Origin of the sequence: Mesorhizobium sp. LSJC285A00, from assembly GCF_000503155.1 — a bacterium.
Classification (GTDB): domain Bacteria; phylum Pseudomonadota; class Alphaproteobacteria; order Rhizobiales; family Rhizobiaceae; genus Mesorhizobium.
In genome coordinates this window covers 34,750-51,838 of the sequence record NZ_AYVK01000014.1, presented here as the reverse complement: position 1 = coordinate 51,838, position 17,089 = coordinate 34,750, and the positions used below count along the sequence as shown (strand labels likewise).

Annotated in this window: 18 protein-coding genes and 1 pseudogene; 5 read left to right on the top strand and 14 right to left on the bottom strand. The window is 59.7% G+C overall.

Annotated features, from left to right (window positions below):
- Nucleotides 1-74 precede the first annotated feature (74 nt).
- From X726_RS154985 to X726_RS154995, 3 genes are all read right to left on the bottom strand, one after another.
- Complete coding sequence (locus X726_RS154985; protein WP_023669910.1) at nt 75-1,766, bottom strand: recombinase family protein; 1,692 nt, start codon at nt 1,764-1,766, stop codon at nt 75-77.
- A gap of 470 nt (nt 1,767-2,236) precedes the next feature.
- Nucleotides 2,237-2,692 carry a helix-turn-helix transcriptional regulator gene (locus X726_RS154990; RefSeq protein WP_023686247.1) on the bottom strand — a complete coding sequence of 152 codons (456 nt, stop codon included), beginning with the start codon at nt 2,690-2,692 and terminating at the stop codon, nt 2,237-2,239.
- Between the two features lie 7 nt (nt 2,693-2,699).
- Complete coding sequence (locus tag X726_RS154995; protein WP_023669908.1) at nt 2,700-3,380, bottom strand: hypothetical protein; 681 nt, start codon at nt 3,378-3,380, stop codon at nt 2,700-2,702.
- A 137-nt stretch (nt 3,381-3,517) separates the two neighbouring features.
- On the opposite strand from X726_RS154995, the gene X726_RS0135145 reads away from it, so the two are divergent.
- On the top strand, nt 3,518-3,760 hold the full coding sequence (locus X726_RS0135145) for a helix-turn-helix transcriptional regulator (protein WP_023699715.1): 243 nt from the start codon (nt 3,518-3,520) through the stop codon (nt 3,758-3,760).
- An 85-nt stretch (nt 3,761-3,845) separates the two neighbouring features.
- Here X726_RS0135145 and X726_RS155000 read toward each other — a convergent pair whose 3' ends face one another.
- Together X726_RS155000 and traA are read right to left on the bottom strand one after the other, a co-directional pair.
- Nucleotides 3,846-4,061 carry an AlpA family phage regulatory protein gene (locus X726_RS155000; RefSeq protein WP_023669907.1) on the bottom strand — a complete coding sequence of 72 codons (216 nt, stop codon included), beginning with the start codon at nt 4,059-4,061 and terminating at the stop codon, nt 3,846-3,848.
- A gap of 129 nt (nt 4,062-4,190) precedes the next feature.
- Nucleotides 4,191-7,238 (bottom strand): Ti-type conjugative transfer relaxase TraA, encoded by a 3,048-nt coding sequence (gene traA, locus X726_RS155005; protein ID WP_023669906.1) that lies wholly within the window; start codon nt 7,236-7,238, stop codon nt 4,191-4,193.
- Nucleotides 7,239-7,410: 172 nt separating this feature from the next.
- Between traA and X726_RS155010 the strand changes: the two genes are divergently transcribed.
- From X726_RS155010 to X726_RS155020, 3 genes are all read left to right on the top strand, one after another.
- The gene (locus X726_RS155010) at nt 7,411-7,737 is read left to right on the top strand and encodes a conjugal transfer protein TraD (RefSeq protein ID WP_023669905.1); all 327 of its coding nucleotides are present in this window, start codon (nt 7,411-7,413) and stop codon (nt 7,735-7,737) included.
- Nucleotide 7,738: 1 nt separating this feature from the next.
- On the top strand, nt 7,739-7,987 hold the full coding sequence (locus X726_RS155015; RefSeq protein ID WP_023669904.1) for a conjugal transfer protein TraD: 249 nt from the start codon (nt 7,739-7,741) through the stop codon (nt 7,985-7,987).
- A gap of 538 nt (nt 7,988-8,525) precedes the next feature.
- Nucleotides 8,526-9,056 (top strand): MucR family transcriptional regulator, encoded by a 531-nt coding sequence (locus X726_RS155020; RefSeq protein WP_023669903.1) that lies wholly within the window; start codon nt 8,526-8,528, stop codon nt 9,054-9,056.
- An 88-nt stretch (nt 9,057-9,144) separates the two neighbouring features.
- Here X726_RS155020 and X726_RS155025 read toward each other — a convergent pair whose 3' ends face one another.
- Entirely contained in the window at nt 9,145-9,456 is a 312-nt protein-coding gene (locus X726_RS155025; protein WP_023669902.1) for a DUF736 domain-containing protein, read from the bottom strand.
- A gap of 814 nt (nt 9,457-10,270) precedes the next feature.
- Between X726_RS155025 and X726_RS1000000171670 the strand changes: the two are divergent.
- Nucleotides 10,271-10,500: pseudogene (locus tag X726_RS1000000171670) on the top strand (hypothetical protein).
- A 282-nt stretch (nt 10,501-10,782) separates the two neighbouring features.
- Here X726_RS1000000171670 and X726_RS1000000168890 read toward each other — a convergent pair.
- The 8 genes from X726_RS1000000168890 to X726_RS1000000168075 form a co-directional block, all read right to left on the bottom strand.
- The gene (locus tag X726_RS1000000168890; protein ID WP_245263712.1) at nt 10,783-11,034 is read right to left on the bottom strand and encodes a hypothetical protein; all 252 of its coding nucleotides are present in this window, start codon (nt 11,032-11,034) and stop codon (nt 10,783-10,785) included.
- Between the two features lie 115 nt (nt 11,035-11,149).
- Entirely contained in the window at nt 11,150-11,287 is a 138-nt protein-coding gene (locus X726_RS1000000170485; RefSeq protein ID WP_023669898.1) for a YHYH domain-containing protein, read from the bottom strand.
- 154 nt (nt 11,288-11,441) lie between these two features.
- Nucleotides 11,442-11,585 carry a hypothetical protein gene (locus X726_RS1000000170480; protein WP_023669897.1) on the bottom strand — a complete coding sequence of 48 codons (144 nt, stop codon included), beginning with the start codon at nt 11,583-11,585 and terminating at the stop codon, nt 11,442-11,444.
- A gap of 651 nt (nt 11,586-12,236) precedes the next feature.
- A complete protein-coding gene (locus X726_RS155030; protein ID WP_023669895.1) occupies nt 12,237-13,580 on the bottom strand; it encodes a hemolysin family protein in 1,344 nt (447 codons plus the stop codon).
- A 478-nt stretch (nt 13,581-14,058) separates the two neighbouring features.
- The gene (locus tag X726_RS155035) at nt 14,059-14,775 is read right to left on the bottom strand and encodes a sulfite exporter TauE/SafE family protein (protein WP_023669894.1); all 717 of its coding nucleotides are present in this window, start codon (nt 14,773-14,775) and stop codon (nt 14,059-14,061) included.
- Nucleotides 14,776-14,795: 20 nt separating this feature from the next.
- Nucleotides 14,796-15,413: a DUF1007 family protein gene (locus X726_RS155040; RefSeq protein ID WP_245263721.1), complete on the bottom strand. Its 618-nt coding sequence runs from the start codon at nt 15,411-15,413 to the stop codon at nt 14,796-14,798.
- Between the two features lie 114 nt (nt 15,414-15,527).
- Nucleotides 15,528-16,055, bottom strand: coding sequence for a hypothetical protein (locus X726_RS155045; protein WP_023669892.1), 528 nt, complete (start codon nt 16,053-16,055; stop codon nt 15,528-15,530).
- 154 nt (nt 16,056-16,209) lie between these two features.
- The gene (locus X726_RS1000000168075; RefSeq protein WP_050588535.1) at nt 16,210-17,022 is read right to left on the bottom strand and encodes a methyltransferase domain-containing protein; all 813 of its coding nucleotides are present in this window, start codon (nt 17,020-17,022) and stop codon (nt 16,210-16,212) included.
- Between the last annotated feature and the right edge of the window lie 67 nt (nt 17,023-17,089).

Here is a 17,089-nt window from a genome sequence, read left to right as displayed (position 1 = left end):
TTGGAGCGTCTCATCTGGGACGCTCCGGTTTTGGCCAAAACGATCCTCGGCCACGTGCCGGGACGCGCATTACCTTATCCCAGGCAACCTTCGACGTTTGCGTTCTCAATGGATCGCCGCCGATAGCAGAAGAGTGCTTCCGCGATAGTGGGTTTCGGGACGTAGCGGTCTCCCGCTACCACCATTCCCCCCGCTCGTTTGACGCCGTGGGGGAAGGCACCCTCGCCCAAGAGTGCCGTTAACCGCCCAGCGATTTCGACTTCGACGCCGCCGATCCTCGATGGATCTCGAAACACCGTGACGGTTTCGACCAAGTCGCGCATTGCCTCTGCACATTCGGAATCGCCAAAAGCAATGCCCTTAGCAAGCCCGGTCCGAAGTTGGTTTAGTTGTTCCTCGTAGCGAGCGAGCACCGCAGGGTGCAGCGCGATCACTCCCGTAGCGGCGGGCACCCGATCCAACTCGGCTAGAATGCCCTTACGCTCTTCATTCAGCGTTGTTGATTGCGGTCCCAGCACGGCTGGGTCGCCATAGCCCTTGGCAATGGCGTTGACCAGGCGCTCGATCTCCCGAGTTAGTTCTTCAAGCCGTCGCTCCAAACGGCTGCGCCTGGCATCGGTGTCGGCTGCCAAGCGCTTCCGTTCTTCGTGGTAGGTCTGGACGTACTGGGCAATCACTTCGGGATGGCGCAACTCGGCGGAAAGGCCGTTCAGAACTGCAGCTTCGACCGTATCCAAATAGAAGGTCTTGGGATCGGCGCATGTTCCGCTTTCAGTCGCGGCGGAACAGCGGATGCGAATGCGCTTGGACTTGTCCACGCCTTTCGACGACATTCCCGCACCACAGGCACCACACCTCAGGAGCCCCGTCAACATGTGCCGTGGTCGGCGCTGGTGGCTTGGATGAGTGGCTGCACGCGCCTTCTTGCGTGCTTGTGCTGCGTCGAACAGGTCGGACGGAACAATAGCGAGGTCGGGCACTGCGACTACTCGCCAGTCACCCTTGGGATTTGGGCGCGAGACACGTTTCCCCGTGTCAGGATCCTTGATCATTCTGACCCTGTTCCAGATCAGGCGGCCAGCATAAAGCTCATTGTGAAGCAGCCCCGTCCCTCTCTGCACATTTCCATTGATGGTGGAGGCATTCCAGGCACGACCGCGAGGCGGCGGTATGCGGTCTGTGTTTAGATCGTGAGCGATATCGCGCGGGGTTTGCCCTGCGACATACTCTCGAAAGACACGACGCACGATTTCCGCTTCATCCTCTGCGATCATCCGCTTCCCGGGATCGCCTAGCACGTACGAATAGCCATAGGTCAGACCGCCGGCGTGAAGCCCTTTGTTGACTCGGCCGGCTTGGCCCCTGCGGACTTTGTGAGCGATGTCCTCTCGGTATAGCTGGCCAACGAGACCGCGCAGGCCGACCAAGACCGTGTTCACCACGCCTTCGTGAACGGCACGAATTTCGATGCCGAGAAATGAAAGGCGTTTGTGAATGCCCGCAAGGTCTTCCATGTCGCGCGAAAGCCGATCAAGTGCCTCTACGACGAGCACGTCGAATTCGTGCTCACGCGCTTTGTCCATGAGCTGAAGTAATCCGTCACGGCCCAGGACGGAACCACCGGAGCGTGCTCGGTCGTCAAACGTTGCGACAACGTTCAACCCCTCACGTTCTGCATATGCTCGGCACAAAGCGAGTTGATCGTCGATTGATCGCTCATTTTGGAGGTCGGTTGAGAAGCGTGCGTAGATCGCGGTTCGAGTCATGATAAGTTTTCTCGGCCTGTTCACGCTCGTGGTCTTCGCGAGCCGCTTGGCGCGCAAGTGCTTTTGCAAGGCGCAGAATCGCTCTATCAGGCGCTCGGAACAAGGCCCTTTTTTGGTGCCTCACAACCATTGCGAGTAGCGCTCGCTACGGATCGGCTGGGCTTCTGCTGAAAATAAGAATGCGCGGCTTGGTTCGATCCTGCCGAGATCATGATCTTGGTCCATGTCTCCCAGATGCGCGCATGCAGGAGATGAGAAAAGCCATCAAATTGATTAGTCGCAGAATTGGATAGCAAGGCGTGCTTTTCGGAAATCCGTAAGTCCCAACCTCAAGCCGCAAGCTATTCCGGGCGGCTCTGGAGAAGCTCTCAGGCATGTCTGGCGGGATCGCCTGACTACACCCACCGCCGTCTTTCCGAGGTTGTAGGCAACAAGTGGCGCGGGCCCTCACGACCTCCTCAACCTCGTTTCTAATACTCGTCTGGGCATTGCACAGGATCGATTTCCTTTCCCAATTCAAAGAGCAGAGACGACACGCGGTTGCGCACACGCGGGGGGAGTCGCATCAGCCTTTCGATCAAGCGTCTGCCTTCCGCGCTGGCGATGAATCCCAGGCGTTCGTCTACGGTCAGGAGCGGAGCGGTTGCCTCGCCATTGCCCGGCAGACCATCGAAGAAGCGGCTGACAGGAACATCCAGCGAGCGGGCGATTTCGTAGAGCGTGGAAGCGCTGACGCGGTTGCGCGCGCTTTCGTATTTCTGGAGCTGTTGAAAGCTGATGCGGATCGCACGGGCCAGTTGCGCCTGCGAGACGTCCGACTGGACTCGCAGAGTCGCGATCTGCCTGCCGACGTGACGGTCGGCCGGATGGGGACCGACCTCACCGTTAGGTGCCACACCGCTTTGAAAACGATCCAAGATTTTCATCAAGGCTTCACCTGCTCTGTGAGTTTTGCTGCTTTTCTGAGCTTGGGTTCGTCGCAACGTCTAAACGGTGAAGACGGACGAGGTCATTCAGTACCGATCGGATGTGCGGCCAGGGAAAATCGTCTGGATGTTCCCAGTGCTCACCGTCACGCAGGATGACCTTGAGCTTGGCCAAAATGCCTTCGATGGACGTGGCCGCTGTCTGCGGTAGATCATCCAGAAGTGCCCCTTCGACTGTTTCCGATTGCCGGATCAGTTCGTCTGTTCTCGAATAGCCGATCTCAGCATCAGCAGCGTCCCAGCGCGCCTGGTGTGCCACGAAATCCGCAAGCGCCCTGCCCCATTCGACTTCATTTTCAGGAGAGTGGGCATCGTTCAGGCTCTCGATGGAATGGAGCGTCACGTCCGTACCATCGGCAAGCCGCACCTTGGCGCAGGGAAAGCCAACTATCCTGGCGAGGTGTGTCTCCAACCGCTGCTGTTCGCGGCACAGCGCCAGTGTCTCATCATGGATTCTTTGCCAGCTCCCACACAGACGAAGAGCAGGATCAGCCGCGCTGCCGTCCGTCAGTTCGCCAGCCAGCGATTTTGCCTGGAAGGGCCATGCCGCCGCGCCCGTGGCCGTTCCCGTCAGCAAGCGCCGCCGGGTGATGAAAAACAAATTCATGCTATCGTCGGAATCATCCATGATCCGAGCTCCAAACAGCTTTGCATGGTTGGTGATACAGCCAAACGCTTTGGCGGCCTCAGCTAAATATCTGAATTTAAGATAACTGAAAATCAGATATAAAGGAAGCCCCCATCTGAGTTCAGATGAGGTGATAAGTGGTCGATACACTCGGTACGAATCGGCACAAAGCTTTGATCGCGCTGCTGATCAAAAACCGTGAAGCGGCAGGCCTTACGCAAGTTGAGTTGGCAACCAGGCTCGGCCAATACCAATCGTTCGTAGCTCGACTAGAAAGCGGACAGAGACGTGTTGATGTCGTGGAGTTTATAAACCTCGCCGAGATTCTCGGTTTTAGCGCTCCGTCAGCCATCAAGAAGCTATCGGAAGTAACAGGTTGAGCGATGGGAGCGTGTGACCGCGCTAGTGCAAATTGACAATTTGCAGAACCGGCAAGGAAGCCCCCAGGTTGTTGCACCTACCCGTTCAATCGGACCTCTTCACCTCAGCCTTCGACCCCCATCGAATGGGATCCTCAACCCAGCGGTTGATCTCGGATTCATGCCACCCGGCGCCATTGGTGCTGATCCTCAGTTGAGCCGGGAACGTGCCGTCGGCGATCTTGCGATAGATTGTCGAGCGGGACAGGCCGGTCCTGGCGAGGACTGTTTTGAGACGAACGATACGATCCGGCTCGGACATAGCTTGCGTCCACCTGAATGGTTGTTGCTGATTTCTGTTGGGACAGACAGGACGAACCCATGCCGGAGGCAATCCGATTTTTCGCTTCATCCGCCTGTAGCGTGAAAACGGTGGCAAATCGGAGGGGTGTCAGAGCCCAAGGCCCCGCCCCTTTCCGATGCCATGGCTGAATGCCAGTTCCACACCCAGACGCCGGCCGGATTCGACCTCGATGCCAAGCGCCTTCTTATGATTGGCAAGCATGGATTCAAGCTGCGGATCGCGTTCAAGGCTCTTGGCCATATCGGACATGGCCGAGCGCGTTGACTTGTAGCCGGACATGTCGCCGGCCTGATATTGCTCCCGTCCCGTCCGATCGAGCTTTTGCCAGCGTTCGACGAAACGGTCGGCGCGGCGGCCTGGATCGATGTCCATCCCGGTGCGGATTTCCGTCTCAAGCTGGAGAGCAAGCACGATGCGGCGGACGCGGCCAGCCCCCGCCTCGTGGACAAGTTCGGGATTTTTCACATAAGCCGCTTCGGCATCGCGCCAGCCAAAGGGCCGCACCTTCTCGAAGGCCCTACGGGCATCCCTCAACTCGCGCATCTGCTCGGGACTGCCCAGCCCATCCGCATCTCCGTTGTGCGATATCGCGTCGATAGCGCGCGCGTGACGAATAAGCGCCTGGGTGCGAGCGCTGCGCAACGCCGCTTCCGCGTCCACCGGCACAGACGTGTCGCGCTGCGCTCCTCTGGCGGAAGCTTCCCTTCCAGGCGCGGCGACGGCATCGTCGCCTCGCGCTCCACCGTCTTCCCTTCCCGGCCTGCGCCCAAGGTCTTGGTCAAGCCCGGCGTCGCCAGGCGAGCGCAACCCGTCCAGCAGCCCGCCGATCCTGTCGCGAAGCTTCTCCGGAACGATGCGGCGCACGATCTCTATCACGCGCTCGCGGAAGGTTATGCCGCGCCGCTCGGCATAGCTCTGCGCCGGGTCGACCTTCTCGTAATCCGACGCCATGTCCTTGGCGCGGTCGCGTGACAGCGTGCGGACCAGCCGTTCGGGGGTCGCGAAGTCATCGGCCCCATAATGCAGCTCCATCCTGTCTCGATGCCGCGACAGTGCGACGTAGCTGCCATGCGCATCCATGCCCGGCGTGGCGAGCACATGGGTCCGGTCGACGGTCATGCCCTGCGCCTTGTGAATGGTTGCGGCATTGCCGTGGTCGATGTGCGCGTAGTCTTTCAGGTCGAACCGCACCGACCTGCCATCATCGGTGCGCACGGTCATGCCTTGTTTGCTGACTTCTTCCACAATGCCGAGCGTGCCGTTCTTGACGCCAAGCCCGCGCTCGTTGCGCAAGAACATGACCCGGTCGCCGCTGGCGAAGTTTCTTGGGCCGCGTTCCACATCCACCTGAACCTCGTCGCCGAGATCGCCAGCAGCGCGCATGCGCTCGCGCGCTGCCTGGTTGAGCGCGCTCACCTCGTTGTTTGTGTGGGTGAGGATGATCCGGCTTGCCTCTGGATGCGCCTGCCTGTCGCGATCCCAGCGCTCGACGAGTTCAGCTCGCGCCTCGTCGCGCGTTGCAGCCTGATGCACCATGCCTTGCGCATCGTAGGTGCCGATCGCGGCGCCGATCCTGCCGGTTGCCAGATCGCGCGTGGCATCGCGCTGCCAGTCCTCACGCTGCCGGCGAACCTGACCGATTTCGACGCCGCCATGACGCTCGTGGATGGAACGGAATGCGGCGCCGGCCTCGATCGCCTGCAACTGCTGCGGATCGCCGACGAGTACGACTTTTGCGCCAACGTCGGCGGCATGGGAAAGCACGCGCTCCAACTGGCGCGTGCCGACCATGCCGGCCTCATCAATCACCAGGACATCGCGAGCTGTGAGCAGATCGCGGCCCTGTCCCCAGCTATGCTCCATACTGGCGATGGTGCGTGATGAGATGCCTGATCCGCCTTCCAGATTCTCGGCGGCAATGCCGGAGAGTGCGGCGCCTCGAACCTCGTAGCCCGCCGCTGCCCATGCCTGGCGCGCAACGCCCAGCATGGCGCTCTTGCCCGTTCCGGCAAAGCCGACGACGACACCAAGACCGTTTCTATCGGTGATATGCGCCAGCGCATCGGTCTGCTCGCTCGAAAGGACAAGCCCGCGTTGCGCTGCGCGCGCCAGTGCCGCCTCGCGATGTGCGTTACTCACCGCGTGTCTCTCGTCCAAATCGATACGCTCCGCAGCGCGGTGAAGGCGCTGTTCGGTGTCGATCATCTGCCGAGTGGTGAAGCGATCTTCGCCACGTCCGTCCTTGCCGAGTTCAATCAGATCGGGTGCGTTGCTGATGGCTGCCACGACCGCGTTGAACTGCTCCACTCCGTCGCTGTGCCGATGCGAGAACTTCGCAATGTCCTTTCGGGTGAAAGTCGATTGCTGGTGCGTGATGGCATCGAGCGCCACGGATGGATCGGCAATGATGCGCGCACCATTGTTGCGCGCGATGTCGCGATGCAGTTCGGCGCGATCTGCTTCAATGTCGCTAGCAGCAAGGCCACTGCCCTCAATGCGCTGTGCTGGCGCACCAATCTGGGTTTGCGGCTCCAGTGAAATGCCCTGCGCTTCCAGACTGCGATGATCGATGTGCGCGTCGATGTCGAGTTCGGCCAGGCGTTCATTGGCCAGCTCCGCCCATCGCTCGCGCCAGCGCTCAACCAGCTGGGTAGCATTCCAGTCTCGAACCTTGGCGCCAAAACCATTCTCGTCCACGGCCCGCATGGTCAGCATGACATGAGCATGCGGCTTGGGGCTTCCATCCTCTGCGCGGTCCCAGTGCACATTGAGATCGGCGACCATGCCCCGGCTTACGAACTCAGCCTGAACGAAGTCGCGCGCCAACTCGATGCCTTGCGCCTGGCTGAGTTCACGCGGGAGCGCAAACTCGACCTCGCGGGCAAGTTGCGCATCCTTCCTCACCTCGAACGCCTCGACATCGTTCCAAAGCCGTTCGCGGTCGCGCCAGGCCTCCGGTGCATCCTCCGGCAGCATCACCTCGGAATGAACGACACCGCGCTTGGCGGAGAAGTCGTGGCTGCGTTCTATCCGCTCGTCACGCAGCCGCGAGGCCGAGCGGTAGGCGGCGGACGCCACAGCGCTTGAGCCTGCCTTGCGGCCAATGACCTTGACGTGAAGATGATAGATCGCCATCGCGACCAGATCATTTGCACGTCAAAGCCCACGTCGGCACGACGTATAAGCGCGCCCTCCCTCGAAAAAATCTCGGGATGGACCAGCCCGTCCCGGGCTGTCTCGGCGACCCTGAAGCCTTCCGGCAGCCGCTCCCCTATCATCCTCCGACCGACAACCGATGGAGACAGCCATGCGCAAACCGCGGGACTTCGACGCAGAACTTCAAGCCCTGGAAGAAAAAGCGCGAGAGCTCAAAACCAGAAAGGTGCAGCAGCTTGGCGAGCTGGTGATCGCCACCGGCGCCGATCAGCTCAGCGCGGACGAACTGGCGGGCGCACTGGTCGCAATCACTGAGACGAAAGACACGGCAAAGCGTGAGGCATGGGCTAAGCGTGGGGTGATGTTTTTCGAGAGCAGGTCCCGGCGAACTGCTTCGGCATCTCAGCGCAACCCTCGCGGCGCTCCAGCGCAATCGGGCAGCGCGCAATCGCCGGCAGGCGGCACAGGCTCGCAATGACATGAGAACATGGCAGGTGGAGCGTCGCAAACGCACCCGACAGCTGATCGAGCTTGGCGGTCTCGTCCTCAAGGCAGGCATTGTCGAGCTCACCAATGACGATCGCGCAATCATCTACGGCGCGATGCTCTGGATCGCCGCGAAGCTGCAGGGCCATGACGGTAAGCATGCCCGGGAGCTTTTGGCCGCGAAGGGAAAGCAGGCATTCGATGGTGAACGGCGTGAAGAGCAGATGGACTGGCGAACATAGCCACAGTTGGCGAGCAGCGGCCAGTCCGAAGTCGGAACAGCAAACTTCCGCCGGTGTGCCAGCGCCGCAGTCAAGCGCTTGCGCAGGAAGCTTTCGCGATCTCCTCGCGACCGCCGACAATCTTCTCTCGCGAGCCTTGATCCTGATCATATAGAGCGCAAGGCTCGCGTTGGCGACGCTCGTCAAAGCGGGCGCTGCCCTATGAGCGAACTTCAAAATCCAGATCGTGCCCTCGAAACCTCCCACGCCCTCCAGATTCGATCATGCACACTGCGCATTGATACAAACTCTATAGCCAGGGTGAGAGCCAGCGGCATTGCTCTGCACAGCTGGAACGGGCGGAAAAGTGAAGGAAGCTCCTCGCTTTAGATGAGATAGGCAAAAGCATCCCAGCCGATGGGACAACAGAAGCGAAACTTACTCTTGTCATGTTGCGCAAAAGAGGTGGATTTTACGAAGAAACGTACTATTTGCGCCGTGGGCAGGCTAGAAAAATCAAACGTCGCTCAATTCATCCGATACAAAAAAGGGAAATCATATGACCACTGCTCTCGAGCAAGGCAACAAACTGGATACCGTGTCGATAACGGCTGACATTGTCGCCGCCTATGTATCGAACAATCCAGTACCGGTTGGCGAGTTGCCGAAACTCATCGGCGACATCCATGCCGCCCTGAATGGCATCGGCACGCCGGCGGTAGAACCTGTGGTAAAACAGGACCCGGCAGTTTCGATCAAGAAATCGGTGACACCTGACTTCATCATCTGTCTGGAAGACGGAAGGAAATTCAAATCGCTCAAGCGGCACCTTCAGCACTTCAACCTGACCCCCGACGAATACCGGCAGAAATGGAACCTGCCGTCCGACTATCCGATGGTGGCGCCGAACTACGCGGCTACCCGGTCGGCTCTGGCGAAATCAATAGGGCTCGGGCGCAAGGCGGCGACGCCCACGTCTGCCGCGGCGGAAAAACCAAAACGGGCTACTCGTGCGGCGGCAGCGGCGACGACTGCGGCGGCCATGAAGTCGCCGCTGAAGAAGGTCCGCAAGGCGCCGGCCAAAGCGTAACGCGCTGCACCTAGCGGACGTGCCAAGTTGTATAGGACCTGAACATGGCAAAGCCCCGCCTTGCGGCGGGGCTTCGTGTTTTGTCGGGTCACTCTGCGGCGCGGCGTGACCAGATGAGCGAGAACTCACCCTCGGTGTCGGTCTCGACCAGGCTCGCATAGATCGGAGCGGGGAAGCTGGGATCGTCGAGCTTGACCGAGTGGTAGTCGCGTCCCTCGCGCGAGGTCTTCTTCCATGCCGCCCCGAACTCGGTGGCGCCAGCGAAGATGCGGAAGTCGGGACCCTTTTCATTTTCGCCATCCGTCGGAGCGAACGTTACCGTCTTGACGTTGAGATTGAGGGTCTTGACCGAGCCGGAGAAGCCGTTCGCGGTGCGGGAGAAAGTGCCGATCGTAGCCATGGTGATGTTCCTTTGTGTTTTCTCGGGCCGCGCCCATCGCGGCCTCGATGGTGGACGTGAGACCGGAAACGATCGGTCTGCATCCCGAAGGGGCTGAAACGAAGTGGAAGACGGCGACGCGAGGCTTTCTTGGACCGTGAGGAATGGACGCGCAGCGGACAGGGGAAGAAAACGCAGCGCCGACGTTGCGAGAAGACGATCGAGACGGAGTGAAACGAAGACGGTCTTCGGTCAGACCCAATCCATTCGAGGACGCCTTGGGCGTGGCCTGGAAAGAATACCCGGAAGGAACGCCACATTGGCTAAGATCAGTCAGGGCCATTGTAGCTTGCGCCCTGCGCTTCTGAATTTCGGCCACAGACCTTCCTCACGCGCCAGGGCGGTGTTGGTCCTACTCCTAACCGGTGAAGAAGGGACGTCCGATTTCCCTAATCTTTGGGCTGAATCGTCATCGCGTTCAGGGCGGCTCCGAAGGCGACCAATTGATTGCTGAGGGCAGCACTTCTAAGCCGACAGATGCCGACGATTTCCTATAGATGCGCCACACCTGATCCTCCACCGCATGGCCGAATGTTCCCGCTGCGGTCACGCCGACGCGCGGTGAGGCATTGCTGGAAGGTCGGATTCACGCCGGGCGTCTGACGCCGAGGTGATGCGCTGCGTGACTTTCCCGATAAGAGTGGTGGAAATTCCCGGTTCGACCATTGGTTTGGAGGTGCATCCCGAGCATCTGCCGAAGCGCTTGATGATCCACAAGCCGATGAAGATCGACGGCAAGGTCGTCTGGCACACAGAGAGATTTCGAGGATAGGACATGGCCAGGTCGAAAGGTTCGCAGCAATTATCACAGGCTGAAATTGAGCGCTTTGCGACGGCAGCGGAGGCACTGCACTTAAGTATCATCAGCCGTTTATATCGCCCCATAGCGACGACTACCGGCAGACGCGCGTCCTGCATGAGGTGCTGTTGAAAGCCGTGCGGGAAGTCACCGGGAAGGAAGTGGCGTTCATCCAGTGGAACGGGACAGGGCCGTCCAAGCCGTAGCGTGGCTCTAGCCGTTTTCGCAGCCGATCCCATCGCCGTCGCGGTCCAGATCATAGATATCCCTGCCGACAACAGTGACCGGGCCGCGTACATAGGCGGACCATTGCCCTTTCCGGAGGAGCAATCGACGTCGCTGGCGATTGGAACGCAGGCTCCCGCGTAGTTTGGGTCGCACGCGTCTTCGGCATGAGCGCAGCCGATGAAAGATGCCACACCAAAAGCGACCGCGCCTACACGACGGGAAGCCGCCGGCTGGATCCTTATCCGAATCAGCGCTGTATCTCAGTCGTCTATCTCTTCGCCTTCATCGTCTTCGTCCGAACCGCGAGACGGGTCTTCGACGAAGGTTTGGCAACCCTCATTAAATGATTGGCTGTTTGAGCTGCAGTCGCTGTCGTTGGAAATCTGATTTTGCTCAGCCCAGTCGTAGCCAGCTTTATGCCCGGAACAATCTTCGGTGCAGTCATTTCCTCCGAAAGTCCCCTGCGCATGACATGGCGTGGCTGATGCCGCCGCAAGCATCAATGTGCCCAAGTGGAACAGCCTTCGAATTCTCATCTGCGCCCCCCCATGGTGAGCAACGCTGCTATCCAGGCGCCGCGAATATGCCTACTCGCACGAACCCAAATCACGCAATTTGGTCCTGATATCAGTGGCAGTGATACTCGCCAGTCTTGTGGTTGGTATGGCACCCATTGGCATCGGTGCCGCCGCCGTGTGCGAAGGTATCCACCGAAAATGCCAACATGGTCAAAGCCGCCATGGCGGCAAGAATTGTGGATTTCATATCGCCCTCCCAAGATAATTCGGACAGAAGAGCACTATCGTGGAGTTAGCACAACTGGCTGATTGCAAATTACCTACTGGTTAAGTGCCGATGTTCAATATCCAATATTGCTCCCGCGCATCAAGATCGGCCGATGAAATGGCGAGCGACGGACTCAGACGCCCAATTGCGCGGCCATCTTTTGCGTGGCCGCCGTTGTCCGGTCAATGCCGCTGGTGATCGACAGCAGATGTCGTTTCGTCGAAAGAAATTCGGAGTCGCTGCAATCGGCCACAGCGCGCTTGAACAGGGCTCGCATGGCGATGAGCGCGACCTCGCCGTTACCAGATCACAGACCAGCGAGGCATCTGTCGGCGCAAGTTGATTTGCGACGGCCTTTCGGATCGCAAAGCTTCGCGAACTCGGCTTTCTCAAAGCGGGTCAACGGCGCGGCGGCGGAAAATCAGGGGATTTGGGATTGGTCTTGGCCATGACTTCTGTACACGATTCAAAAATCATTCTTCGCCGCAAAAAATTGCCGCATGCCGCATCTGTGGTCGTTCGTCGACACGCAACCGACATGTCCCTCCGTCGCGCAGTCGCTGTGGTAATGGGGGTGCCACCGCCCCGGCGGTCACAACGGCCTGTGGCGAGTGTCGATCAGCCTGGCTGACTCATAGCAGCCCGAATGCCATTGCGGTGAGAAAGGCCACCACTAGCACCACCAGGACCCCAATAATCAGCCAGACGGCGCTCTTGGCGTCCATTTAGACCCTCAACTGTCGGTTCCATTGATCACATAGCGCGACGCGAAGACGCTCACCAGTCACTGTGACTCCAGCGGATACGCGTCCTGGGCGAACTGACGGGCGTTTGTGGATAGGGACTACTGTGGGAGCGTGGGTTCGAAAAGTGGGAATATTCGCGCGCAAAAGGCCGGCCGGCTTACCGGCCTGTCGCGCGGTCAGTCTCAACTGGTTGCCGGCTTGGATGTAGGCGGCTCACGGCGAGCGAGCAGCTTGTCGATCCGCCTTCCATCCATATCGAGGATCTCGAAGCGCCAGCCCTCGTAGTCAAAGTGCTCACCGGCTTCCGGCAAGTGCCCAAGGCTTGACAAGGCGAACCCAGCGATCGTGTGAAAATCCCCTTCGGCAGACCCCGATCGGAATCCTAGGCGAGCGAACGCATCGTGCGCCAGCATCATTCCGTCGATGAGCAAGGACCCGTCATCGCGCTCGATGACATCAGGGTCCTCATTGTCCAGGTCAGGAAGGTCGCCTGCGATGGCTTCGAGCAGATCGGTCTGGGTGACGATCCCCTCCAGAGCGCCATATTCGTCGATGACGATCGCCAGACGCACCGGCGTCCGCTTGAACTGATCGAGTACACGGAAAATCGGCGTTGCCTCGTGAACGATCAAAGGTTCTCGGATGACCGCCATCGGGTCAAGCGTTTTGCCGTCGAGCACCTGGTCGAGAAGGTCCTTCTTCAGAATCATGCCAAGCGGTTCGTCTATCCCCCCACGGCCGACCAGAAGCTGCTCATGGCGACATTGCCGGATGGTGCGCAGAATCTCGTCAGGGATGTCGTCGGTATCGATCCAGTCGATATCGCGTCGCGGTGTCATGATGTCGGCAATGCGCCGATCGCCGATGTTGAAGACACGCTCGACCAGTTCCTGTTGCGTCTGATGAAGGAGCCCTGCCTCCTGGCTTGCCGCCACGAGCAGCTTCAGCTCTTCGGGCGAATGCAAGGACTCCTCGCCTGTGCCCGGACGCAGACCGCACAGACGCAGCACCAGATTGCCGAGACCGTTGAGAACAAGAATCGCCGGCCTGAGTAGGAACAGGAACAGACCGAGAGGGCGGACGACCCGAAGTGCCGTGCTCTCGCTGCGCTGGAGCGCCAGACTTTTCGGCGCTAGTTCACCCAGGACAATGTGTAGCGCGGTTATGATGATGAAGGCGATTGCGACGGCAATGGTGTGCGAAGCTGCCGTGGCCAGCGACCCCATCACTCCCAAGAGGAGTGGCTCGATCAGATGAGCGAGTGCAGGCTCGCCGACCCAACCGAGCGCCAGCGATGAGATGGTGATGCCGAGCTGAGTTGCTGCAAGGTTCGCATCGAGATTCACCAAAGCCCGTTGAAGGAGGCTGGCGTTCGAGCGTCCAGCTGTAGCCAATTCGTCGACGCGGCTTCGTCTAACCGCGACCAGCGCAAATTCGGCGGCGACAAAGAAACCGTTGGCGCCTACGAGTAGGAGAACCAACAGAATTCCAAGAATGTCGCGTAGACTACCATCGTCCGCAGGCATGATATCCTCTTTATGAAACAGCCACTCTCATCTCTCAAGCGCGTATGCCGTCGTGAAACCGCCGTTGGCCATCATTGCGGAGCGATCACCGCAGCTCCGCCTCTGACAATCAGGGGCAAGATAGCCAAATCCGCGCTGAGTATCCTACCCCCGCAAAAAATCCGCCGGCGCGAACCGGCGGGCCAGAAATCGGATAGAAAAAGAACCGGTCATGCCGGCCGAACTAAATGTGGCGTCTGGGTAGTCGAAGTCAATGGACCCGCCGCGTAGAGATCGCCTTTGATCCAGTGATTTAGCAATATCACCGCGATGCCGGCGAGGATCGCCAGCGCTATCATCCAAATGATCTTCTGACGGTCGCTCAATGTTCTAAACCCAAACCCGAACCACGCGTGCCGGCACTTAATGGCACGACGTCGTTAATTGCAATGTGATCCCTATGAGAATCGCTGTGGCCTTGGCGGTCGGTCAAACTTTCTCATTTCGACGAGATTTGCCAGACAGCCACGCCAGTAAGAATAAGGCCGGCGGTACCTTCGATAGTTCGCGATATCACATCGAACAGGCGCGGCCGACGGTCGAAGAAATGCACCAGCCGTTCCCGAAACAGGATCGACAGAACTGCCACGCAAGACAACGTCAGTGCCACGCCGGCCATCATGGTGATTGCAAAGAGTATGCCCGCGACCGGAACACCTCTTGAGATCGCGAAGGTCATCGCGAAGAGCGTCAATGGACATGGGATCAGGCCGGCCATGACGCCCACAACCTCGCCTTCATGCTGATGGTGATGACCGTGGCTGAGCGCCCGCCAAAGCATCCACAGACCAATTAACCCGAGCAGGCCACGACTGACATCCTCCAAAAGCGGCGCCCGGCCGACGCTGCCCAGCGCAATCGAGACCAATGGCAACGAGAGGGCTGCAATCACAACGGCAATCGTGACATGGGTGAAGGAGAGTGTCAGCGACACCAGTAGGCCGCGACGGATGCTGGCATCCGATCCGGCCAAATAGGTAGCCAGCACGGCTTTGCTGTGTCCGGGTGTCAAAGCATGCGCAGCTCCGAACAGGACACCCATCGGCAGGAAGGCAGTGAACGCCAGCCAGTCGCCCCCGGCTGACAGCAATTTGATCTGTTCGGCGAGCGCCAAGTATATCGTGCGTTGAAACTCGACCAGGGTTTGGAAAAACACGTTCTATCCGTTCCGCCGCTTCAACCGCACGTCAATTCAAGGCGTGTCGCGAATATCTTGCCGAGATCGGTTCCGGTCGGATCGCTGAAGAAGGCATCCGTCAATTTCGTCTGATTCTGTGCGATTGCGGTATTCGGATCGGGGCGGACGACTGCCCTCGTGCAATCTTTCGGTAGGCCAGCCACGGCGATCTTATCGTCATCGGTGAAATCGATCGCGGTGTAGAAGGTCGGATCGTAGACGCCGATGCTCACCTTGCCGGCGAGCGCCAACGTGTCTTTCGGCTGCGTCTCGAATTGGATGACGAGTTGATTGTTCTCGTAGCTAGTGACCAGCCTCGCCGGCGGCGTCATCGCCACGTCCTTGCCTTCCACAGTGACCATTTGGAAATAATTGTATTCTTCCAGTGAGGCATGGATGGTGAGGGCGGCGGCGTCGAGTTCTTCGGCGTCCAGAGTAAGGTCGGAATTCTTGTCGAACTCCATCAGCACCGTCGAGGAGAAGAGCTCGTCGAACCGCCAGAGATGCTTGAGCGACTTGACCGACTTGTCAGCGCCAACCGTTAGGTCCAAACGGGCTTCCGCGAAGACATGAGGATGAGCGCCGACCGCGACGGTGGAGGCGAGCAGGAGCGCCATGCCAAAAATCGTGCTGGTCAGTCGCATTTGCGCTCGCTTTCTCGTCATTGCGCGCCAACCGAGTGATCTGGCAGCGCAAGCAGGCTAAATTGGGACGCGGCCCGCGAAGCCTTTTCAATCATCGACGATCGAACTTGCTATGATGGCGTTCGCTGTGCTCCGAACGGCTGGCGACGTCAAATGCACGAGCTGCTTGCGATTGCCCGCGATCAGTATGAACAGCCGGGAAACCTGCCTGCCCTTCCTCTCCTCGCCGATTTTTTCGGCGTCGGTGCGGTGGAAGAACCGTTTTTCAAACTCGGCGCGGTCGACATCGAAAAGCTTGAGCGAGCAGGTCTGGACGGACCTGCCGTCCATGGTAGCCCTGGTCACCGCGACCATCGTTCCGGCCGGAAGGTCGTCGCCGGTGACCTGCCATCCGCGGAACGCCTTCATGGCATCCACAGGAGCAAGTGCCGCGCCGTCGACGAGCGGCGTCCATCCGCGCGTCTTTGCCAATGTCGCGGTTCGCTCGAAGTCGGGGCCGTGCGCCAGGCATGTCGCGTGGAAGGCATCCAGCGCCCGGTCGACGCCATCGGCATGCGCAAGCGGTGATGCCAACCATGCGGCCGCAAGCGTCAAGGACAAGTAGGTCTTGGGCATTCGGTAGACTCGCGTATCGAAGCAGGCCGGGATAGCCAATCGGCAAGATAGCGCCGCGGCGGCTACGCACGCAATGCAGCGCGGCCCGCGACTACCGGCCCGCGCGTGTTCCTGGCGGCGGCGCGCCCGGTCCGGTCGCCGCGGCATGCCGCGCTCAGGCAGGCAGGATCTTGTCCGTGGTCGCGCGCACATAATCGAGGTTCATGGTCCCGACGGCGCCGGTATCGTCGACCCTGAAGCCTGTCTCGACCAGTAGAGTTCCGACCGCATTCATGTCGATATGCCCGTGCCGATGGAGCCTCGGCAATCTGGATTCGTGCAGCGGCCTTCCGAAGTCGATCAGCAGCAGTCGGCCTCCCGGCTTCAGAACCCGCTCCGCTTCACGGAAGAAGGTCGATCGGTCGGGTTTCGGCAGGTGATGCAGCATGAGCGTACCGATCACGATGTCGAATTGGCCATCCTCGAAGGGAAGTTCCTGGGCCGTCGCCTGGACGAAGGTAAGATCAACGCCGGCTCGCGTAGCCTTGACGCGCGCCCTCTCGACCATTTCGACCGATGCGTCGACGCCCGTGACGCGTCCGACCGCTCCGACCAACCGTCTCGCGGCTATGGCAAGCGTGCCCGTACCGCAGGCGACATCGAGCATCGCCTCGCCGGGCTGGAGCCTTGCCAGACGCAGCATGAATTCACGGAACCGGTCCTCGCGGCCCCAAGTCAGGACGCGCGCAAGCAGGTCATAGCCGACCGCCCTATGCAGGACGATGCCGATGCCCCTTTCGCCGGCGCCATGCGCGCCGGCAGTCCGCATGTGATGGAAGCCGCCCCAGAGTGCGAATGCCGCGACCGCAGCGAGGATGAGGCCGTGGACTGCAGCCGTCCAAGCACCGGCATTGAGATAGCCGTCCCCGAAATGAAGCATTAGTAGAAAACCGCTGACCAGCGACAGTTTGACGAGCACGGCAAGCATAATAACACCCTTTCGCGAATGCTGTCCGTTTCCAGCCCGATGACCAAATTGGTGCATTTCCTTTTGC